The organism is Kitasatospora sp. NPDC057692 (genome assembly GCF_042799475.1).
GTDB lineage: Bacteria > Actinomycetota > Actinomycetes > Streptomycetales > Streptomycetaceae > Kitasatospora.
In genome coordinates, this window is the sequence record NZ_JBHVIV010000032.1 from 16,287 (window position 1) to 37,388 (window position 21,102).

At 75.2% G+C, this 21,102-nt stretch carries 17 protein-coding genes; 10 read left to right on the top strand and 7 right to left on the bottom strand.

Annotated features, from left to right (window positions below):
• Positions 1 to 92: 92 nt before the first annotated feature.
• On the bottom strand, positions 93 to 650 hold the full coding sequence (locus tag ACFVFS_RS19545; RefSeq protein WP_380625770.1) for a TetR family transcriptional regulator: 558 nt from the start codon (positions 648 to 650) through the stop codon (positions 93 to 95).
• 140 nt (positions 651 to 790) lie between these two features.
• Between ACFVFS_RS19545 and ACFVFS_RS19550 the strand changes: the two genes are divergently transcribed.
• Positions 791 to 3,604 (top strand): AAA family ATPase, encoded by a 2,814-nt coding sequence (locus ACFVFS_RS19550; protein ID WP_380625772.1) that lies wholly within the window; start codon positions 791 to 793, stop codon positions 3,602 to 3,604.
• Between the two features lie 117 nt (positions 3,605 to 3,721).
• Here ACFVFS_RS19550 and ACFVFS_RS19555 read toward each other — a convergent pair whose 3' ends face one another.
• Complete coding sequence (locus ACFVFS_RS19555) at positions 3,722 to 4,024, bottom strand: hypothetical protein (protein ID WP_380625774.1); 303 nt, start codon at positions 4,022 to 4,024, stop codon at positions 3,722 to 3,724.
• A 236-nt stretch (positions 4,025 to 4,260) separates the two neighbouring features.
• Here ACFVFS_RS19555 and ACFVFS_RS19560 point away from each other — a divergent pair, with 236 nt between their 5' ends.
• From ACFVFS_RS19560 to ACFVFS_RS19570, 3 genes are all read left to right on the top strand, one after another.
• On the top strand, positions 4,261 to 7,053 hold the full coding sequence (locus tag ACFVFS_RS19560; RefSeq protein WP_380625777.1) for an ATP-binding protein: 2,793 nt from the start codon (positions 4,261 to 4,263) through the stop codon (positions 7,051 to 7,053).
• 237 nt (positions 7,054 to 7,290) lie between these two features.
• Positions 7,291 to 7,680 carry a peptidoglycan-binding protein gene (locus ACFVFS_RS19565; protein ID WP_380625779.1) on the top strand — a complete coding sequence of 130 codons (390 nt, stop codon included), beginning with the start codon at positions 7,291 to 7,293 and terminating at the stop codon, positions 7,678 to 7,680.
• A gap of 68 nt (positions 7,681 to 7,748) precedes the next feature.
• Positions 7,749 to 8,132 (top strand): hypothetical protein, encoded by a 384-nt coding sequence (locus tag ACFVFS_RS19570; RefSeq protein ID WP_380625781.1) that lies wholly within the window; start codon positions 7,749 to 7,751, stop codon positions 8,130 to 8,132.
• A gap of 117 nt (positions 8,133 to 8,249) precedes the next feature.
• On the opposite strand, the gene ACFVFS_RS19575 is transcribed toward ACFVFS_RS19570, so the two are convergent.
• From ACFVFS_RS19575 to ACFVFS_RS19595, 5 genes are all read right to left on the bottom strand, one after another.
• Positions 8,250 to 9,959 carry an urease subunit alpha gene (locus ACFVFS_RS19575; RefSeq protein WP_380625783.1) on the bottom strand — a complete coding sequence of 570 codons (1,710 nt, stop codon included), beginning with the start codon at positions 9,957 to 9,959 and terminating at the stop codon, positions 8,250 to 8,252.
• On the bottom strand, positions 9,956 to 10,666 hold the full coding sequence (gene ureA, locus ACFVFS_RS19580; RefSeq protein WP_380625785.1) for an urease subunit gamma: 711 nt from the start codon (positions 10,664 to 10,666) through the stop codon (positions 9,956 to 9,958). Before ureA ends, ACFVFS_RS19575 begins: the two co-directional genes overlap by 4 nt.
• Positions 10,667 to 10,759: 93 nt before the next feature.
• Entirely contained in the window at positions 10,760 to 11,983 is a 1,224-nt protein-coding gene (locus ACFVFS_RS19585; protein ID WP_380625787.1) for an agmatine/peptidylarginine deiminase, read from the bottom strand.
• Positions 11,984 to 12,188: 205 nt separating this feature from the next.
• The gene (locus ACFVFS_RS19590) at positions 12,189 to 13,907 is read right to left on the bottom strand and encodes a serine/threonine-protein kinase (protein WP_380625789.1); all 1,719 of its coding nucleotides are present in this window, start codon (positions 13,905 to 13,907) and stop codon (positions 12,189 to 12,191) included.
• A 188-nt stretch (positions 13,908 to 14,095) separates the two neighbouring features.
• Positions 14,096 to 14,668, bottom strand: a complete 573-nt coding sequence (locus ACFVFS_RS19595) for a TetR/AcrR family transcriptional regulator (protein WP_380625791.1) — start codon at positions 14,666 to 14,668, stop codon at positions 14,096 to 14,098.
• Positions 14,669 to 14,852: 184 nt separating this feature from the next.
• Between ACFVFS_RS19595 and ACFVFS_RS19600 the strand changes: the two genes are divergently transcribed.
• From ACFVFS_RS19600 to ACFVFS_RS19625, 6 genes are read left to right on the top strand one after another with little or no spacing between them, the layout of a single operon-like run.
• Complete coding sequence (locus tag ACFVFS_RS19600; RefSeq protein ID WP_380625793.1) at positions 14,853 to 15,857, top strand: agmatine/peptidylarginine deiminase; 1,005 nt, start codon at positions 14,853 to 14,855, stop codon at positions 15,855 to 15,857.
• A 29-nt stretch (positions 15,858 to 15,886) separates the two neighbouring features.
• Positions 15,887 to 17,536, top strand: a complete 1,650-nt coding sequence (locus tag ACFVFS_RS19605; protein ID WP_380625795.1) for an ABC transporter substrate-binding protein — start codon at positions 15,887 to 15,889, stop codon at positions 17,534 to 17,536.
• Entirely contained in the window at positions 17,533 to 18,492 is a 960-nt protein-coding gene (locus ACFVFS_RS19610) for an ABC transporter permease (protein WP_380625797.1), read from the top strand. Before ACFVFS_RS19605 ends, ACFVFS_RS19610 begins: the two co-directional genes overlap by 4 nt.
• Positions 18,489 to 19,343, top strand: coding sequence for an ABC transporter permease (locus tag ACFVFS_RS19615; protein ID WP_380625799.1), 855 nt, complete (start codon positions 18,489 to 18,491; stop codon positions 19,341 to 19,343). Before ACFVFS_RS19610 ends, ACFVFS_RS19615 begins: the two co-directional genes overlap by 4 nt.
• On the top strand, positions 19,340 to 20,305 hold the full coding sequence (locus ACFVFS_RS19620; RefSeq protein WP_380625801.1) for an ABC transporter ATP-binding protein: 966 nt from the start codon (positions 19,340 to 19,342) through the stop codon (positions 20,303 to 20,305). The genes ACFVFS_RS19615 and ACFVFS_RS19620 overlap by 4 nt, the downstream gene beginning before the upstream one ends.
• Complete coding sequence (locus ACFVFS_RS19625) at positions 20,298 to 21,095, top strand: ABC transporter ATP-binding protein (protein WP_380625803.1); 798 nt, start codon at positions 20,298 to 20,300, stop codon at positions 21,093 to 21,095. The genes ACFVFS_RS19620 and ACFVFS_RS19625 overlap by 8 nt, the downstream gene beginning before the upstream one ends.
• Positions 21,096 to 21,102: the final 7 nt, after the last annotated feature.

Sequence of the window (21,102 nt, forward strand, 5' to 3'; positions counted from 1 at the left end):
GGCAACCCTGTGGACCGCGCTTCTCGATTCCTGATCGATCCGGACGCGCCCCGGCAGTCCGCCGAGGGAGGGTGGCGGACCGCGGCGCGGGGTCATTCCACCAGGGCGGCGGCCATCCGGCGGACCAGGTCGCGGCGCTGCGCGGCGTCGGCGAGGTCCACCACGGTCAGCACATCCGGGTTGGCCGCCGGCCACAGCATCGCGAGGTGGACGAGCAGGGCGAACAGGACCTGGGGTTCGAAGCGGGTCGAGACCGCGCCCCTGGCCTGCGCCGCGGCGATGGCGGCGCTCCTGGTGCGCACCTCGGCGACGCCGAGGTCGGTGAGCGCGCCGTCGTGCTCCAGGCGCTGCCAGGTGATGATCCGGGCCATGTCCGGGTCCCGGGCGTAGAGGTCGCTCAGGTCGGCCGCGAAGCCGGGCAGGTCGTCGGCGTCGAGCGGCACGCTCGTGACGACGCGCTCGACCAGTTCGTTCCAGACCGCGTCGAACAGCCCGGCCTTGTTCCCGAAGTAGTGGTAGATCTGCGCCTTGTTGCTCTGCGCGGCGGCGGCGATGCGGTCGACGCGGGCGCCGTTCAGCCCGTGCGCGGCGAACTCGGCCCGGCCGGCCGCGATGAGTCTCCGCCTGGTGGCCTCGGCGTCGCGCTCCATGTGCCCTGCTCCTCACTCACTGAGCATGTACTTGACTCGTTCACGATCACCCAGTCTAATCAACTAACCGTCTAGTTGAGAGCGGCCGCGGTCGCACACCTTGCGGGCAGGGGAGGGAACCGGTCATGGAGCCGGGTGTGGTGAGGGTCGGTCAGGTCGGGGGCGGTCGGAGCGCTCCCTCGGCCGCGGGCCTGATCGGCCGGGAGGACGAACTGTCCCTGCTGTCGGCCTTCGTGACCGCCTCCGAGGGGCGGGCGCTGGTGCTGCGCGGCGAGGCGGGGGTGGGCAAGAGCGCCCTGGTCGGCCACGCGGCCGCGCTCGCCGTCCGGGAGGAGCACGTGCTGATCCGGGCCACGGGGGCGGAGGCCGAGGCGGAACTGCCGTTCGCCGGGCTGCACCAGTGCCTGTACCCCGTGCTGGACCGCGCCGCCCGCCTCGACGCGCGGCACCGGGCCGCCCTCGACGTGGTGTTCGGGCACGGCACCGGCGAGCCGCCGTCCGTCATGGCCCTGGGCATCGCCGTGCTCGACCTGCTCTCCCTGGTCAGGGCCGGGCGGCCGCTCACGCTGCTGATCGACGACGGCCACTGGATGGACGACGCCAGCGCCGAGGTGTGCGGGTTCGTCGCCCGCCGGCTGTCGGCCGGTCCGGTGCGGATGCTGATCGCCCTGCGGGCCGAGGAGCGCTCCGCCTTCGACAACGCCCGCCTGCCCGAACTGCCGGTGGTGCCGCTGTCGGACCGGGCCGCCGAACGGCTCCTGGAGCTGCACCGTCCGCAGCTCGACGCACGCGCCCGCCGTACCGTCCTCGACCACGCCCGGGGCAACCCGCTGGCCCTGCACGAGCTGCCGGCCCGCCCGGCCGCGCCGCACCCCGGAGGCGACCTGCCGGGGGACACCGGCGTCCCGCTGCCCCGGCGCATCCAACTCCTCTACAGCGCCCGGATCGAGCGGCTGGCACCCGCTGCCCGCGCCGAGCTGCTGCGGGGCGCCCTCGACGGCACCGCGGGGCGGCCGGCGGGCCTCGACGAGGGCGTCCGGTACCGGATGCGCGAGGTCGGGCAGGCCGTCGCGTCCGGTCTGCTCGACCTCGACGCGGCCGGCGGCGACCCCGTCTTCCGGCACCCCCTGGTGCGCTCCGCCGTGGTCCAGCTGGCGACGCCCGAGCAGCGCCGCGCGGCCCACGCCGAACTGGCGGGCGTCCACCGGGCGGACGTCGAGCGGCACGCCGGCCATCTCGCCGCGGCGGCCGTCGACCCCGACGAGACCGTCGCGGCGGCGCTGGAGGCGGCGGCCCGCTCCGCGACCCGGCGCGGTGGCGCAGCCGCCGCGGTCAGCTGGCTGACCCGCGCGGCCGAGCTGAGCGAGCGGCCCGCCCTGGGCGCCCGGCGGCTCGCCGACGCGGCCTACATCGCCGGCCAGGCGGCCCTGTTGGACGAGGCCCAGCGGCTGCTCCACCGCTCGGACCCGCGTCCCGGCGCCGCCGAGCCACTGGCGGCCGTCCTCACCTCCGCACACGCCGACTTCGTCCAGTCGGGAGCGGTCCGGCCCGCCTTCCACCGGCTCGCGGCGGCGATCGAGCGCGGGCCGGACGGCGCGGAGCACACCGCGGAGCACACCGGTGACGAGACCCTGGCCCGCGCCGCCGACGCGCTGGTCACCATGGCCCACTACGCGGGCGACCCCGCCCTGTGGCAGCGGACCGGGCGCATCCTGGAGGCCCTCGGTGACCGGGTCCACCCGCTGACCGCGATGTACCTGGACGCGAGCGCCGTGGCGCGCAGCGGTGTCGGCCTGCGGGCGCGCGTGGAGCAGGCGTTCGCCGACCCGGCGAACCAGGCGCCCTGGGACCTGGCCCGGCTGGGGGTCTGCGCGTCCCACGTCGACGTCCTGTACCAGTACCGCACCCAGCTGGGGCGCGCCGTCGAGCGCGAGCAGGAGGCCGGCGCGGTGTCGAGCGTCATGGTCCTGCTGCGGATGCTGATGATGGACCGGATGTACTCGGGGGAGTGGGAGGAGTCGCGCCGGACCGCGCAGCGGGCGCTGGAGCTGGCCGTCGCGCACGGCCACGTCCTGCTCGCCTACCACGCCCGCGCCTGCCTGGGGCAGCTCGTGGCCCGGCAGGGGCGGCTCGACGAGGCGCGGGAGCTCCAGGCGGCCGTGGACGCCTGGGCGCGGCCGCGCGGCGTGGGCCTGCTCACCCAGATCACCGAGGCGATCGCCACCGGGGTGGCGCTCACCGAAGGCGACTTCGAGGAGGCCTACCTGTACGCCATCGGCATGACGCCGCCGGGCAGCTTCGACCGCCACGCCCATCAGATCGCTCCCCGGGCGCTGCTCGAACTGGCGGAGGCCGCGCTGTACAGCGGCCGTCGCGACCAGGCGCGCCGGCACGCGGTGGCGGCGTGCGAGGCGGGCCTGCCGGAGGCGTCGCCCCGACTGGCCCTGTCCACCTACGGCGCCCTCGCGATGACGGCGGACGACCTGGCGGAGGCCGCCGAGACCTACGCGCGCGTCGAGGCCTACCCCGAGGCCCGGAACTTCCCCTTCGAACTGGCGCGGATCCGACTGGCGCACGGCATCAGGCTGCGGCAGCTGAGGGCGCCTCGGGCGGCCCGGCAGGCCCCGCTGCTGCTGGCCGCGGAGGAGTTCAACCGGCTCGGGGCGAAGGCCTGGGAGGAGCGCGCCCGCGTCGAACTGCGGGCGATCGGCCTGCCCCTGGGCCCGGCGACCCCGGAACTCGGGGTCCTGACCTGGCAGGAGCGCCAGATCGCCGAACTCGCCGCGAGCGGCCTCACGAACAAGGAGATCGGCGAGCGGACCCGGACCTCCCCGCGCACCGTCAGCTCCCACCTCTACCGGGTCTTCCCCAAACTGGGCGTCACGTCGAGGGCCGCGCTGCGCGACGCGCTGAACCGGGCACCCGCGGCCGACGGGACCGCCGGGCGCGGGTGAGGGCCCGGGAGGCGGCCGGCCTCCTCCCCCCCCGCCCGGAGCGTCGCGGTCGGCTGATGGCCGAGCGGGTCCAGCGCCTGTCGAAGGACACGCCGGCCGACCGGGAGGCCCGAAGGCCTACACGGTGGCGGCGATCCAGCCGACGGTCTCGGTGGTGTGGGGGCCGTCGGACAGGACGGTGCCGCGGCCGACGAGTTCGTTGAGGCGGATCTTGAAGCCGGTGGTGGTCACGTCGGCGATGCGCAGGCCGGGGGTGTCGGGGCCGTTGAAGGTCTGGACGAACGGGATCACGATCACCTCCGTGCCGTTGGGGAAGGGGGTGGGGAAGGTGACCTGGGTGAAGGTGGAGGTGTCGCCGCCGGTGGTCGCCGAGCGGCTGTTGGAGTTCAGCTGCAGCCTGCCCGTCTGGATCATGCTCATGGTCTCCCGCCTTTCGTTGCGCCGGTGTCCCGTCCGGGGACCAAGGGGGAGTTGCCCGTATTGATCCTGGTTTAGAGCACAAGTCGCCGATAAGGGCGAACTGTTCTTGTGCGACTTGTCAAGAGCGGTGCGGCGGGCTAGCTCGCGTTCCCCCGAACGGACGGATTGTCAAGCCCGCACCGGATTCGCCCGTTCAGCAGTAGCCTCGGCGGTAACGACGGGCGTGGAGGCGTGAATTGGAGGCGACGGTGGCCGACGGGGGCCAGGGCGACGGTCCGTTGCACGAGCGCGAGGCCGAGATCCGGTCGGCCGGGCGGGCGGTCGAGGCGCTGACCCGGCCCGCCGGGGCGGCGCTCGGGGAGCTGCTGGTGTACACCGGCGCGGCGGGGCTGGGCAAGACGGCGGTGCTGACCGAGGTCCGCCGGGAGGCGGGCCGGGCGGGGTGCACGGTGCTGTTCGCCCGGGGCGGGGAGCGGCAGCGGCACGAGCCGTTCCGGGTGGTGCGCCAACTGCTCCAGCCGGTGCTGGCGGCCCTGTCCGACGAGGACCGGGCGCACGTCCTCGGGCCCTGGGAGGACATCGTCGGTCCGGCGGTGGGCCTGCTGCGGCCGGCCGGGCAGCTCGATCCGCAGGGGGTGCGGGACGGGCTGGACTTCGTCCTCACCCGCCTCGTCCAGCGCCGATCGCCGTTGGTCGTGATCGTCGACGACCTGCACTGGGCGGACGCGGAGTCGCTCGGCTGGCTGGCCGGCTTCGCGGTGGGCGCGCGCGAACTGCCCGCGCTGCTGGTGCTCGCCTGCCGGGACGAGTTCCCCGACGAGGCGCTCACGCTCCAGCGCGGCCTCGTCGGCCGGGCCGACCGGCGGCACGACCTGCGGCCGCTCCAGCCGGCCTCGGTCGCCCGGCTGGTCCGCGCCGCGCTGGGCGCGGGGGCCGAGGACGCCTTCTGCCGCCACGTCTGGGCGGTCACCGCCGGCAACCCGTACGAGACCACCGCCCTGCTGCGCGAGGTGGCCGACCAGCGGCTCGACCCGATCGAGGAGAGCGCCGCCCAGCTGCGCGAACTCGCCGCGGGCACGCGCGGGATGACGCTCCGGCACTGGCTGGAGAAGATCGGCCCGACCGCCGTGCGGTTCGCCTGGGCGGCGTCCATGCTGGGCACCGACATCCGCCCGGACCTCGCCGCCGTGATCTGCGCCCAGGGCCCGGAGACCGCCGCCGAGTCCGTGCGCGAGCTGCGCCGCCACGGGGTGCTGGTCGGTACCGCGGGCGGCCGGCTGGAGTTCGTCCACCCGCTGATCGCCACCTCGGTCTACCAGTCGATGCCCTCCGCCACCCGCACCGGGATGCACGGCGTCGCCGCCGTCGAGACCGAGAACGCCGGACTCGGCCTGCTGACGGCGTCCCGGCACCTGCTGGAGACGCTGCCGGAGGGGGACGGCGCCGTCGTCGGCAAGCTGCGCCGGGCGGCCCGCGAGCACCTGGCCATCGGCGCCCCCGAGGCGGCCCAGCGCTGCCTGCGCCGCGCCATGAGCGAACCGCCCGCCGACGAGGACCGGGCCGAGGTGCTCTACGAACTCGGCTGCTCGGCGCTGCTCACCGACCCGGCGACCACGGTCAACCAGCTGCGCCTGGCCCTCGCGGACCCGCACGGGCTCGGCCCCGAGCGCCGGGTCGACGCGACCTTCCGGCTCGCCCAGGCCCTCGCCCACAGCAACCGGCTCGGCGACGCCGCCGCCGTGTGCGCGGAGGCCGCCGCCCGTACCTCCCCCGGCCCGGGCCGCCTGCGCCTGGAGGTCGCCCACTTCATGTTCGCCGCCTTCCAGTCCGAGGACGCGGACGGCCCGGGCCGCTCCCGCAGGCTCGCGGAGTTCGACCGGATGCTGGAGACGGTCGGCATGGCGTTCGGCGACGTCGCGGCGGACGGCTCGGCCGCCGCCGGGACCGCCACCTCCACGGGCCCCGCCGCCGGGACGCGGGGCGGACCGCTCCCGAACAAGGCCCTCTTCGAACAGAACGGCCTGGCACAGGCGGTGGCCGTCCTGCGCTGCTGGGACCTCACGCTGCGCGGGGTGGACCGCGAGGAGGCGATCGCCTTCGCCGACTCCGCGCTGCCCGGCGGCCGCCTGCCGCTCAGCCTCGGCTGGACCAACACCGTCTGGGGCTTCGAGCTGCCCGGGATCCTCGGCATCAGCTACCTCTACGCCGACCGGGTCGACCGGGCGGAGGAGCTGTTCACCGAGGCGGTCCGCGCGTACGAGGTCGCCGGGTGGAGCGGCGGCCACCTCGGCTTCGCCTACCTGCTGACCGGCATGCTCAGGTTCCGCTGCGGCGCCCTGGCGGAGGCGGAGGACTACCTGCGCCGGGCGCTGCGGATCGCCGAACGGATCGGTCCTGGCGTACCGCTGCACTGGGACGCGGTCGGGGCGCTGGCCGAGACCGTGGCCGCGCGCGGCCGGGTGACCGAGGCGCTGGAACTCGCGCACGAGCACGCCTTCGGCCCGCCGTACCCGACGGTGATGGTGCTGCCCGACGCCCCCACCCTGTACGGCCGCCTCCTGCTGGCCCGGGGCGACGCGGCCGGCGCGGCCGAGACGCTGACCGCCGCCGGTGCGGCCCTGGACGCGCGCGGGTGGCGCAACACGGTGTGGGCGCCGTGGCTCGGGCACCTGGCGCGCGCGATCGCCGCCGAGCAGCCGGACCGGGCCCGCGACCTCGCGGGGGAGGCCGTCCGCCGGGCCCGGGAGTCCGGGACGGACTCGGCCATCGGCAGCACGCTGCGGCTCTGCGCGGCGGTGCACGACCGGCCGCGCGCGGCCGAGCTGCTGGCCCGGGCCGTCCGGCACCTGGAGCGCTCACCCGCCCGCTACGAGCGCGCGATCGCCCTGGTCGACCTGGGGGAGGCGCTGGGCGCCACCGCCGAGGCCCGCCGCGCCCTCACCCGGGGACTGGAGCTGGCCGCCCACTGCGGCGCCGACGGCCTGGCCGCCCGCGCCGGCGACCTCCTGCACGCCGGCGCGGCCGGCTGACACCCGCCCCGCGCCCTCGACGGACCGTCAGGACGGCGTCCCCCTGGCGGTCTCCGCGAGGTTGAGACGTCTCAGCTTTCCCCGCACCCGCAGTCCCATCGCCGCAGCCCGGCGGCGGTGAGACGGCGGACGCGACGCGTGAGACGGCCGCCGTCCGCGGTGACGGGGGTGCTGCCGGGCCCCGTCCGGTCGCTAACGTCCCTCCCCAGTGATCGACACGAAACGGGGAGGATGTCGATGAACGTCATGGCCACGATCGGCAAGGGGGCCGCGGCGCTGGCGACAGCCGGCGCATCGGTGCTGGGTCTCACGGGCAGCGCGAACGCCGTGCCCGGTGCCGCCTACCTCGGATACGGCCACACCACGTCCGGCACCGGCGTGTGGTGCGTGCAGCACCTGGTCAACGACTACCTGCGGCTGGGCGGCCGGGCGACCATCGCCGAGGACGGCCAGTGGGGTCCGAAGACGGACGCCGCCGTGCGGTCCTTCCAGCAGGGCGTCCTCGGCAGCGGCCAGGCGGACGGCGTCGTCGGCCCGCAGACGGGCAGCAAGCTGATGAACGTCGACTGGACCGACCCGTACGCCGGGCCCAACGGCCACTGCCTGCCGTACGTCCCGACCTACTGACCCGGGGCCCCGCCCCGCCGCTCCGCCGGACCCGGCGGACGAACCCCCCTGCGAAGAAGAGGAACACCATGCGCAACGGCATCAAGAAGCTGGCGGCGACGGGCGCGGTCGGCGCCTCCCTGCTCGGCCTGTCCCTGGTCGGCGCCACGGGCGCGCAGGCCGACTCCCAGGACGGTTGCCCCTACCCGTACGTCTGCGTCTACGACGACTACACCAACGACGCCAGGATCGTGGCCCAGTTCCGGGACATCACCGGCTACTACCAGAGCACCTACCACGGTCCGGGCTTCAGCGTCGTCAACACCCGCAACCAGGACACGGTGTGGATCCGCATGAACTACGGCGCCGGTGACATCTACCGGTGCCTGTCCAACGCGACCCAGGGCTACAACAGCATCGGTTCGATGGGCACGATCACGGGCATCAAGATCACCTCCAACACCAGCTGCTGACGTCACCGCGGCGCGAGGCCCGCCCCGGGAGAGCCGGGGCGGGCCTCGTCGTGCGTGCGGTGCCGCCGGGCCCGCCGGAGCGGGCTGCCGGGGATGCCGGGTCCGCCGGAGCGGGCGTCAGAGGAAGTAGAGGCGGTTCAGGGACACGGCCTCGGCAGGTTCGGAGCGCAGCGCGGTGCCGTCGAGGCTGACCGTGCCGCGGCGGGCGTCGACGAGGACCTCGCCGAGGCGGGCGTTGCGCACCAGGTCGCGCGGGCCGATGCCGCGGGTGTTCCGGACGCCGACGCGGCGGCGCCGGGTGGTCATGGTGTCGTAGGGGCGGGCGGTGCTGCCGGCCTCGGCGGCGGCCTGGCTGGTGAAGGCGACCGAGAGGTCGGCGGGGGTGGCGCCGTGGGCCCCGAACAGCGGGCCCAGGACCAGGGGCTGGCAGGTCTCGGTGGCGGCGTTGGGGTCGCCGGTGACCCCGTAGGCGGGGAAGCCGGCCTTGAGGACCAGCTGCGGCTTGGCGCCGAAGGAGGCGGGCCGCCACAGCACGATGTCGGCGAGCCGGCCGACCTCGATCGAGCCGACCTCGTGCGAAAGCCCGTGTGCGATGGCGGGGTTGATGGTGAGCTTGGCGATGTAGCGCAGCACGCGCTCGTTGTCGTCGTCCGGGCCGTCGCCCTCCAGCGGGCCGCGTTCGGCCTTCATCTTGCCGGCCATCGCGAAGGTGCGGCGCACGGTCTCGCCCGCCCGGCCCATGCCCTGGGCGTCGGAGGAGGTGATGCCGATGGCCCCGAGGTCGTGCAGGACGTCCTCGGCGCCCATCGTGCCGGCCCGGATGCGGTCGCGGGCCATCGCGGCGTCGCCGGGAAGATCGGTCTTGAGGCCGTGGACGGAGACGATCATGCCGTAGTGCTCGGCGACGGCGTCCCGGCCGAACGGCAGGGTGGGGTTGGTGGAGGAGCCGATGACGTTCGGCACGCCCGCCATCTTGAGCACGTTGGGCACGTGGCCGCCGCCGCAGCCCTCGATGTGGAAGGCGTGGATGGTCCGGCCCTCCAGGACGCGCAGGGTGTCCTCGACCGACAGGCACTCGTTCAACCCGTCGGTGTGCAGGGCCACTTGGACGTCGAAAAGCTCGGCGACCGACAGTGCGGTGTCCAGCGCGCGGGTGTGCGCGCCCATGTCCTCGTGCACCTTGAAGCCGCAGGCCCCGCCCTCCGCCAGGGCCTCGACGAGCGGGGCAGGGTGGGAGGAGGAGCCGCGGCCGAGGAAGCCGATGTTGACCGGCCAGGCGTCGAAGCTGTTGAAGGCGTGCCGCAGCGCCCAGGGCGAGTTGACGCCGACGCCCCAGGCCGGGCCGAACTCCTGGCCGATGATCGTGGTGACGCCGGAGGCGAGCGAGGCCTCCATGATGCGGGGGGACATCAGGTGGACGTGGGTGTCGATGGCGCCGGCGGTGGCGATCAGGCCCTCCCCGGACACGATCGCCGTCCCGGTGCCGACGACCACGTCGACGCCGTCCAGGGTGTCGGGATTGCCGGCCCGGCCGATGGACGCGATCCGGCCCTCCCGGATGCCGATCGAGGTCTTGCGGATGCCCTGGACCGCGTCGATGACGAGCACGTTGCTGATGACGAGGTCGCAGGTGTCGCGCACGGCGGCGGCCTTGAGGTGAAGGCCGTCGCGGGCGGTCTTGCCGAACCCGACCAGGAACTCGTCGCCCGGCCGCTGGGAGTCCGACTCGACGCGGACCACCAGCCCGCTGTCCCCGAGCCGGACCCGGTCGCCGGCCCGCGGGCCGTGCACGGCGGTGTACTCGGACGCCTCGATGCCGCTGCTCATGCCCGGTCCTCCTGTCGGTCGTCGTCGTTCGCCCCGAGGTAGCCCTGCTCGGCCGCCCGGCGCAGGGCCTCCCGCCGGACCGGGGGTGCGTCCAGCGGGCCGTCCACCAGCCCCGCGAAGCCGATCGCGACCCGCCCGCCGCCGATCGGCACCAGGCCGACCTCGACGGTGGCGCCCGGGTCGAAGCGCACCGAGGATCCGGCCGGGACGGCCAGGCGGGTGCCGTAGGCGGCGGCGCGGTCGAAGGCCAGCCGGGGGTTGGCCTCGAAGAAGTGGAAGTGCGAGGTGACCGAGATCGGCACGTCGGCGGTGTTGCGGACCGCCAGGGTGCGCACCGCGGCCGGCCCGGGGTCGACGCGGTCGTCGAGGAGGACGGCGCCGGGTGCCGCCGGGCCGAGGCCTCCGCCGCCGAACGGGTCGGCGACGACGGCGAGCCGGGTGCCGTCCTCGAAGACCGCCTCGACGTGGATCTCGGTGACCAGGTCCGGTACGGCGGGCAGGACGTCGGCGGGGGAGAGGACGGAGCGTCCGCGGGCCACGGCCTCGGCGAGCCGCAGGCCGTCCCGGGCGGCCTCGCAGACGGTGTCCGAGATGACCGCGGTCGCCTCGGGGACGTTGAGGCGCAGGCCGCGGGCGCGGCGGGCGCGGGCGAGTTCGGCCGCGGTGAAGATCAGCAGCCGGTCGCGTTCGGTGGGGGTCAGCTGCACGGGGGTCCCTTCTCCCTCGGTGCTGGGCGGTGCTGGGCTGGGCGCTGCGTGGTGCGTGGTGCGTGGTGCTGGGCGGGGTGGCGGGGCTCGGGGTCAGCCGGCGGGCTGGTCGTGGGTGGAGCAGTGGATGCCGCCGCCGCCGGAGGCCAGGGTGTCGATCTGCACGGGGACGATCTCGCGTCCGGGGAACAGCTCCCGGAAGACGTCCTGGGCGTGGTCGTCGGCCCGGGGGTCGCCGAACAGCGGCAGGTAGACGCCCTTGTTGCCGACGTAGAAGTTCATGTAGGAGGAGACGAAGGCGTCACCGCGGCCGGTGATCTTGTCCGGGTCGGGCTGGGCGACCTCGATGACCTTGAGCTTCTTGCCGGTGGCGTCGGTGGCCTCGGCGAGGACGGCGCGGGCCTGGTCGGCGGAGCGCGACCAGACGTCCGCCGGGGTGCCGGGGAAGGCCCGGTCCAGCAGGACCACGCCGGGGGCGGCGAAGCGGGCCAGACAGTCGACGTGGGCGTCGGTGATGTCCTCGCCCTTGACGCCGGCGAGCCAGATCACCTTGTCGAGGCCCAGTGCCGCCTTGAGCTCCGCCTCGATCCGGTCGCGGGTGCGGCCCGGGTTGCGGTTGTCGTTGACGATCGAGCTCTCGGTGATCAGCAGGGTGCCCTGGCCGTCGGTCTCGAAGGAGCCGCCCTCGGCGATGAGCGGGGTCTCGATCCGTTCGAGCCCGTACTTCTCCAGGACGGTGCGGGCGACCCGGCTGTCGCTGCCGTGCTGCTGCTTGCGGCCCCAGCCGTTGAAGTTGAAGTCGACGCCCTTGACCTTGCCGCCCTCCTCCACGAAGACCGGCAGGGTGTCGCGGGCCCACAGGTCGTCGACGGGGACGGCGAGCAGCTCGACGGCCTTGCCGCAGGCGCTGCGGGCGGAGGCCTCCTGGCCGGGGCGGACGAGCAGGACCACCGGCTCGCGCTCGCCGATGGCGCGGGCGACCGCGGCGATGTCCTTGCGGACGCCCGCGAGCTGGTTGCCCCAGACGTTCTCGGAGGCGGGCCAGGCCATGAAGGTCCGCTCGTGCTTCTCCCACTCGCCGCCGAGCCGTCGTCCCCGCGCGGGAATGGGCGCGGGGGCGGGGCCGGCCGGGGCGCCGGGCTCGGCGGTGGCGGAGGCGGACGGGGAGGAGGACGGGGAGGAGGACGGCGCCGCCGGGTCGGCCGGGTCGGCCGGCTCGTCGAACCCGGGCAGGCAGGCGCTCGCGCCGAGGGCGATCAGGCCGGCGCCGGCGAGGGAACGCAGCACCGTGCGGCGCGCGAGGGGGGAGTGGGACACGGTGGCCTCCGGTGGGGCTCGGGGTGGATCGGTCCGGCGCGGGGGCGGAGCTCCGGGGGAGCGGTGCGCAGGGCGCCGGGGCCGGCGGCGGACGAACTCGCCCGGCATCGCCTGACCTGAACTCTTGCACTGACTGAAAAATCAGTCAAGCCCGGTCTCGGCGCTGCGCACCACGGTCGTGCGGGGTGCGCAGCGCGGGGGGCGCTCAGCCCTTGCGGCGGTAGCGGTCCAGCGAGACGGTGACCGGTCCGTCCGGACCGGCCGTCGACAGCACCCGGACGACGGCGAGGTCCCGCCCGTCGGCGGAGCGGACGCAGAAGGCGCCGCGCGACCCGAGGGCGCCGAAGGGCACCTGCCGGCCCGGACGGCTGCCGAGCCCCTGGAGGCAGTCGGCGACGCCCAGGCCGGCGTCCCGGCCGACGAAGGTGCCGGCGGTCTCCGGGACCAGGAACTCGCCCTCGCCGCGGCCGACGTACCAGGTCGCGCTGTCGGCCGGGACCACGGTGCCGGTGGCGAGGTCGAACTCGTAGCCGGAGTCCGCCGAGGTCAGCTCGACCCCGCGGGAGACGGCGGCGTAGTCGGTGGCGGTCGGTCCCGTCGGGGCGGCGGGCGCGGTGGCGGTCGGCGGGGCCGTCGGCGCGGTGGCCGTCGGGGCGCCGGGCGCCGACGGGGCGGGGGCGGGCGATCCGCCGGGCGCCGGGGCGCCGGGCGCGGCGGAGCCGGACACCGGGGCCTCGGCGGCCTCCACGGCGTCCAGGTCGTCGAGCAGGAACAGGGTCGCCGCGGCGCCGACGGCCAGCGCGACGCCGGCGGTCAGCGCCGTCCGGCCCAGGGAGCGTCTGCGCCGGCCCTTCCCCCGGTCGGCGGCCGGCGCCCCGGGCACCGGCCGCGCCCCGGCCGGGGGCGTCGCGGACGCCAGGGCAGTGGGTGCCAGGTCGGTGGGCGTCAGGGCGGTGGCGGCGAGGCCGGTGGGTGCCGCCGCCTCCCCGGCCGGTACCAGCGGCAGCTCGGCGTGTCGGGTGATCTGGCTGGTCAGCGGGTGCGGCAGCCAGTCCTCGCCGAACCGCAGCCGCCCGCCGACGGCCGGATGGTCGCGGGCGGCGGCGATCACCTCGGCGGTGGTGGGCCGCTCCTCGGGCCGCTTGGCGAGGCAGGCCAGGAGCAGTGGGTGCAACGACTCCGGGACCCGGCCGAGGTCCGGTTCCTCGTGGACCGCCCGGTAGAGCGTGGCCGCGTCCGGGCCGTCCCCGAAGGGCGGGGCGCCGCCCGCGACGTGCACGGCGAGCGCGCCGAGCGCGTACACGTCGGTGGCCGGGGTCGCGGGCCGGCCCGTCGCCTGCTCGGGCGCCATGTAGGCGGGTGAGCCGATGTGCAGCCCGGTGCCGGTCAGGGCGGTGGCGTCGGCGGCCCGGGCGATGCCGAAGTCGATCACCCGGGGGCCGTCGGGGGCGATCAGCACGTTGCCCGGCTTGAGGTCGCGGTGCACCACCCCGGTGGCGTGGATCGCCTGCAGCGCCTCGGCGATGCCGGCCACCAGCAGCAGCACCGTCCGTTCGGGGAGCGGGCCGAAGTGCCGCACCACCTGCTGGAGGGACGGGCCGGGTACGTAGGTGGTGGCCAGCCACGGCGTGGTGTCGTCCACCCCGGCGTCGACCACCTGTGCGGTGTACAGCCCGTGGATGCGCCGGGCGCTGGCCACCTCCTGGGCGAAGCGGGCCCGGAACTCGGGGTCCCCGGCCAGCTCGGGCCGCACCACCTTGAGCGCCACCGGGCGGCCGCCGGGGGTGTAGGAGAGGTAGACCCGGCCCATGCCGCCGGCGCCGAGCCGGGCGTACAGCAGATGGCCGCCGACCTCGCGCGGGTCGTCCTGGGCCAGGTCCTGGAAGACCGGCTGGAGGGTGGCGGGGGATCGGTCAGCGGACATGCGGGCTGCCTCTCTCGGCGGTCGGGGGCGGGCGCGCGGGGGCGGTCGGCCCGGCGATGGGCGTGCGGGTGCGCGGCCCCGCCGAGTTTAGAGGTTTTGTCAGGATCGGCCGAATCCGGTCCCGTGCCGGCCGGATCCGTTCCGGCGCCGGCCGGGTCCGCGACCGCCGGGCCCGCCGGGCTGCCCCGCTAGGCGCGCTCCAGCTCCGCCGCGACGGCCTCGCGCAGCAGACGGCGGGCGTGCTCGGCCGGCAGGGAGTCGCTGAGCCAGCGCACGCTCAGGCCCTCGACGAGTGCGGTCAGCCGCTCGGCGGCGGCCGCGTGCGCCGGGGCGGTGCCGCCGGGGTCCGCCCGGGCGAGCAGCTCGGCGATGTCGTGCACCCAGGTGTGGGTGGTCCGCGCGAGGTCCTCGCGCAGCTCCGGCTCGAACACCGCCGTCGCCCTCAACTCGCCCCAGGCGGTGCTGTTCTCGCGCACCTCGACGGTGTCCTGGAGTTCCCGCAGCAGTACCTGCTCCAGATCGGCGCGAGGGTCCTCGGTGCGGGGGGCGGGCGCTTCCTCGTCGGTGTAGTGGTCGGCGCGGTCGCTGATGAAGTCCAGCGTTCGGCGCAGCAGGCCGGCCCGGTCGGCGAAGTGGTAGTAGATCAGCGAGGTGGACACTCCGGCCTCGGCGGCCAGCTCGCCCACGCGCAGTCCGCGGACCCCGCGCCGGGCGATCACGCGGGTGGCGGCCTTGAGTATCTCTGTCCGACGGTCCGACATGAGCGCCCACTCTAGAGGCTCCCCGGCCGCCGGGGCCAGCATCCTGATGATCTTTTCAGTCTCACCCTACGATCTGTTCCCCAAGTATTGACTGAATTTTCAGTTCGATGGAGGATGCGGGGCAACTCCGGCCCGCGCACCGACCGCGCCGGGCCCGACCGCCCCCGAACGGAAGAGGGATCCCGTGACGTACCGCATGCCCGCGGAGTGGACCGAGCACGAGGGCTGCCTGATGGCCTGGCCCGTGCGGCCGGACCTGTGGGGCGACACGCTCGACGAGGTCAAGCACGAGTACGCGGCGGTCGCCCGCGCCGTCGCGGAGTTCGAGCCGGTCACCATGGTGGCGCCGCCCGGCCACGGCGAGGAGGCGCGCGCCCACTGCGGCGGCGACGTCACCGTCCTGGAGCTCCCCCTGGACGACTCGTGGTTCCGCGACTCCGCGCCGATCTTCGTGCTGGACGCCGACGGCCGCCGGGCCGGCGTCGACTTCCGCTTCAACGCCTGGGGCCGCAAGCACCACCCCTGGGACGCCGACGACCGGATCAGCGGCCTGCTGCTGAAGCACCTGGGTACCCCGGCGATCCGCTCCGAGATGATCCTCGAAGGCGGCGCGATCACCGTCGACGGCGAGGGCACGCTGATCACCACCGAGCAGTGCCTGCTGCACCCCAACCGCAACCCCGGGATGACCCGCGAGGAGATCGAGGCCGAACTCAAGGCGCGCCTCGGCGTCACCAAGGTGATCTGGCTGCCCTACGGGGGCGCGCTGGACACCGAGACCGACGGCCACGTGGACGGCGTCTGCGCCTTCGCCGGGCCCGGCCGGGTCGTGGTGCAGCTCCCGGCCGACCCCGAGCACCCGGACCACGCGCGGATGCGGGCGAACCGGGCCGTGCTGGAGCACTCCACCGACGCCCACGGCCGGCCCTTCGAGATCGTCGACCTGCCGCAGGCCGCCTTCGTCGAGGTCGACGGCCACCGGGTGGAGGTCGGCTACCTGAACTTCTACCTCGCCAACGGCGGCGTCGTCGTCCCGGTCGCCGACCACCCCGAGGACGCGGGGGCACTGGCCGTCCTGGCCGGGGCCTTCCCGGACCGCGAGGTCGTCGGCGTGCGCGCCCGGGTGATCGCCCACGGCGGCGGCGGCGTCCACTGCATCACCCAGCAGCTCCCGGCCGCCCGGGCCTGACCCCTCGCCAGCGAACGGAGAACACCCTCATGACTCCCACCGCATCCGCGAGACGCCGGCCGCCCCGGCGGCGCCTCGCCCTGACCACCGCCCTGCTCTCCGCCGCCGCCCTGGCCGCGGCCTGCGCCGGACCGCCGCGAACCGACGCCGACCGGGCCCCGGTCCGGCTCTCCGCAGACACCCCGCCGGCCAGGGGCGAACTCGACTCCTTCAGCTGGGCCTCCTACGCCGAACCACCCACCCTCGACTACCTCCAGGCCTTCGACTACCCGCAGAACACGGTGCTCGCCAACGTCTGCGAGAGCCTGATGCGCTGGACCCCCCAGCTCACCCCGGCCCCCGGCCTGGCCGAGCGGGCCACCAACCCGGACCCCCTCACCTGGGTCTACGACCTGCGCTCTGGCGTGCACTTCCACGACGGATCGGTGATGACCGCCGACGACGTCGTGTACAGCCTCGGCCGCCAGATGAACCCGGACAACGCGGCGGCCTGGGCCCAGGCGTTCCAGAACGTCGAGTCCGTCGACCGGACCGGCCCGCTCCAGGTCACCGTCAGGCTCAAGCGGCCCGACTCCCAGTTCCCGCAGTACATGGCCACCGCCGCCGGCACGGTCGCCGCCAAGGCCGGCGTGCAGGCCGAGGGCCGGGACTACGGCACCGGCGGCGGCCTCCACTGCACCGGCCCCTTCGCCCTCGGTGACTGGGCCAAGGGCCAGTCGATCGAACTCCGGCGCTTCGACGACTACTGGGGCGCCAAGGCCAAGGCGAAGAAGGTCGTCTTCCGCTTCCTCACCGACCCGTCCGCCCGCACCAACGCCCTCCTCACCGGCGACGTCGACGGCGGCTACCTGATCCCGACCGAGAGCTACGACCGGCTGCGGGCCGGCGGCGCGGGCACCCTGTACTTCGGCGAGGGCCTGAGCACCGTCAACCTCAACGTCACCAGCATGGACGGTCCGCTCGGCGACCTGCGGGTGCGCCGGGCGCTCTCGCTGGCCCTCGACCGCTCCGGCTTCGTCCGCACCGGACTCGCCGGAGCCGGCACGGTCACCGGCTCGCTCACCACCAGGGCCGCCTGGGCCGGCGCGCCCGAGGACGTCCGGACGGCGGCCTTCGCGCACCTCACCCCCACCACCCAGGACCTCGACCGGGCCAAGGCGCTGGTCAAGGAGGCCGGTGCCGAGGGCGCCACGCTCACCGTCGCCACCAGCACCATCGGTCAGGACGTCTCCCTGCTCGCCACCGCCGTCCAGGCCGCCGGAGCGAGGATCGGCCTGGACGTCCGGCTGCGGACGATCGCCCCCAACGCCTTCACCGCGCTGTTCACCGACCCCCAGGCGCGGGTCGGCCTGGACGCCTTCCCCGAGACCTACTACGACTCCATCACCGACCCGCTCGACCTGCTCGCCAACTTCAGGACCGGCGCGTACCAGAACTTCGCCGGCTTCAGCGACCGGGGCTACGACGACCTCGTCGACCGGGCCACCGCCGCGTACGACCCGGCCGAGCGCGGCGCGCTCACGGCGGAGCTCCAGCGGACCGCCTCCGAGAAGCTGCTCTGGATCCCGGTCGCCGAGTGGCCCACCACCGTCTTCCTCAACAAGCGCGTCACCGGTGCCCCCACCACCATCGCGTACCTGTACTACCCGTGGGCCGCCGATGTGGGGGCCGCTCAGTGAGCTTCCTGCGCTTCGCCGCCCGCCGGCTGGCCGAGATGGCCGCCACCCTGCTCGCCGCGTCCTTCGTGGTCTTCGGCGCGATGTACCTGGCGCCGGGCAGCCCGGCGGGCTTCCTGCTGTCCGGCCGCTCGGCCTCGCCGGCCGCCCTGCAGGCGATCAACGACCAGTACCACCTCGACGACCCCTTCCTGCTGCGGTACCTGCGCTGGCTCGGCCAGGTGCTCCAGGGTGACTTCGGGCGCTCCCTCACCTACCGGACCGACGTCTCCACGCTGCTCGCCGACCGGCTGCCCGCCACCCTGACCCTGGTGGCCATGGCCCTGCTCGTGGTCGTCGTCATCGGCCTCGCCCTCGGCTGGGCCGGCGCGGTGCGCGGCGGCGTCACCGACTCGGCGATCCTGCTCTCCACCGCGCTCGCCGTCGGCACCCCCTCCTTCGTCGCGGCGGTCCTGCTGCAGGGGCTGTTCGCGGTCAGGCTGGGCTGGTTCCCCACCGGCGGCACCGGCGACGGCTTCGGCGACCTGCTGTGGCACCTCACCCTGCCCGCGATCGCCCTCGCCCTGTACCTGATCGGCATGCTCGCCCGGGTCACCCGCTCGGCGATGCTGGACGCGCTGGAGGGCGAGCACGTCACCGTCGCCCGCAGCCGCGGCGTGCCCGAACGCGAGGTGATCCGCCGCCACGTGTTCCGCAACTCGCTGGGCACCGTGCTGACCACCGGCGGGCTGATCGTCTCCACCCTGCTGGTCTGCACGGTCCTGGTGGAGTCCGCGTTCGGCGTCGGCGGCATCGGCCAGCTCCTCGAACTGTCCACCACTACCAAGGACTTCCCGACCGTCCAGGCCATCTCGCTGATCGTCGTCGCGCTGTTCATGACGGTGAACCTGGTGGTCGACCTGCTCCAGCCGCTGGTCGACCCCCGGGTCACCCTCGGGACCGGGAGGGCCGGGGCATGAGCGCCGCCCTCACCCGCCGGCCCGGCCTCGCCGGGATCAGGGCCGCCCGCGCGCCCCTCCACCTGGCCTGCCTCGGCATCGCCGCCCTGGTGGTGCTCGCCGCACTGCTCGCCCCCTGGCTCGCACCGGACGACCCGAACGCCGTCGACCTCGGCGGCGCCCTGGCCGGCCCCTCGCCCGAGCACCCGCTCGGCCTCGACGCCGCCGGCCGCGACACCCTCGCCCGGCTGCTGATCGGCGCCCGCGCCTCGCTGCTCGGCCCGCTCGGCGTGGTCGTCTTCTCCACCGTCGCCGGCGTCCTCGTCGGCCTCCTGGCCGGCTGGCGCGGCGGGTGGCTCGACTCCCTGCTCTCCCGGGCCACCGAGCTGGTCTTCGCCTTCCCCGGCATGCTGCTCGCCATCCTGATCGTCTCGGTGTACGGGGAGGGCCTGCTCGCCCCCGTCACCGCCCTCGCGATCGCCTACCTGCCGTACGTCTCCCGGCTCACCCGCTCGCTGGTCGTCGCCGAACGGGCCCGGCCGTACGTCGCCGCCCACCGCGTCCAGGGCCACTCCGGCACGCAGATCTGCCTGCGGCACGTCCTGCCCAACATCGCCCCGGTCGTCCTCGCCCAGTCCACCATCAACTTCGGATACGCCCTGATGGACCTCGCCGGCCTGTCCTTCCTCGGCCTCGGCGTCCCCGCGCTCACCCCCGACTGGGGACGGATGGTCTTCGACGGCCAGACCGCGATCCAGCACGGCTACCCGCTCTCCGCGATCCTGCCCTGCGTCCTGATCGTGCTCACCGTCGTCGCCTTCAACGTCGTCGGCGAGCGCTGGGCCGACCGCGTCGCCCGGAGGACGCCATGACCTCGGAGGAGCCCGTGAACGCCCTCGACATCCGGGGCCTGCGGCTGCGCCTGCCCGGCACCGCCCGCCCCGTCCTCGACGGCGTCGACCTCAGCGTCGCCCCCGGCGAGACCGTCGCCCTGGTCGGCGAGTCCGGCTCCGGCAAGAGCCTCACCTCGCGCAGCGCCCTCGGCCTGCTGCCGCCCGGCGCCACCGTCGAGGGCAGCGTCCTGGTCGACGGCGAGGACGTCCTGGCGATGGGCCCCGACCGGCTGCGCGCCCTGCGCACCGGCCGGGCCGCGATGATCTTCCAGGACCCCCGCGCCGCCATCAACCCGCTGCGCCGCGTCGGCGACTTCCTCACCGAGGGCGTCCGCCTCGGCGGCCGGACGGGCGCGGCCGACGCCGAGCGGCGCGCGGCCGGACTCCTGGACGCCGTCGGCCTCGGCCCGGAGCTGCTGCGCCGACACCCCGGGCAGCTGTCCGGCGGCATGCTGCAGCGCGTCATGATCGCCGCCGCGCTGATGGGCGACCCGGTCCTGCTGCTCGCCGACGAGCCCACCACCGCGCTCGACGTCACCAGCCAGGCCGAGGTCGTCGCGCTGCTCGGCCGGCTGCGCGAACGCTTCGGCACCGGCCTGCTGTTCGTCACCCACGACCTCGGCCTCGCCGCCGCCATCAGCGACCGCGTCCACGTCATGTACGCCGGCCGGATCGTCGAGAGCGGCCCCGCCGGGCAGCTGTTCGAACGGCCCCGCCACCCCTACACCGCGGCGCTGCTGGCCGCCACCCCCGGACTGGACGCCCGGCCCGGCCGGCTCGCCGCGATCGAGGGCCGACCGCCGGACCCGAGCCAGGAACTGACCGGCTGCGCGTTCGCCGCCCGCTGCCCGTTCGCGACCGCGCTGTGCCGCACGGAGACCCCCGCGGCGCACCCGGTCGCCTGCCACCACCCGCTCGAAGGGAGCCGCGCCGATGCCTGAGGCCGTACTGGAGGTCACCGGGCTCTGCCGCGCCTTCGGCACCGTGCGGGCGGTGGACGACGTCTCCTTCACCCTCGCCGCCGGCGGATCGCTCGGCATCGTGGGCGAGTCGGGCTCCGGCAAGACCACCACCGCCCGGATCGTCGTCGGCCTCGAACAGGCCGACGCGGGCCGGGTCCTGGTCCGCGGCCGGGAGCGCGGCGGACGGGCCCGCGGGAGGGCCGAGCGGCTCGCCCGCGCCCGCGAGGTGCAGATGGTCTTCCAGGACCCGTACCTCTCGCTGGACCCGCGCACCAGCGTGGCGGCCGCGCTCCGCGAGACCCTGCGCCTGCACGCCCCCGGCACCGACCACGAGGCCCGGATCCGGGAGCTCCTCGACCAGGTCGGCCTCGGCGGCCGGGCGGCCGACGCGCTGCCCCGGCAGCTCTCCGGCGGCCAGCGCCAGCGCGTCGCCGTCGCCCGGGCGCTCGCCGTCGAGCCGGCCGTGCTGGTGCTGGACGAGGCGGTGGCCGCGCTGGACGTGTCGGTGCAGGCGCAGGTCCTCAACCTGCTCGCCGACATCCGCGAACGGACCGGCGTCGGCTACCTGTTCATCACCCACGACCTCGGCGTGGTCCGCTGCGTCACCGAGGACGTGGTCGTCATGCGGCACGGGCGGATCGTCGAATCCGGTCCCACCGCCGAGGTCCTCGACTCCCCGCGGCACCCCTACACCAGGCTGCTGCTGGACTCCGTCCCCCGGCCCGGCTGGGATCCCGACCGGATCGCCGCCGCGCGCCGCGCCCTGTGAGGGCGGC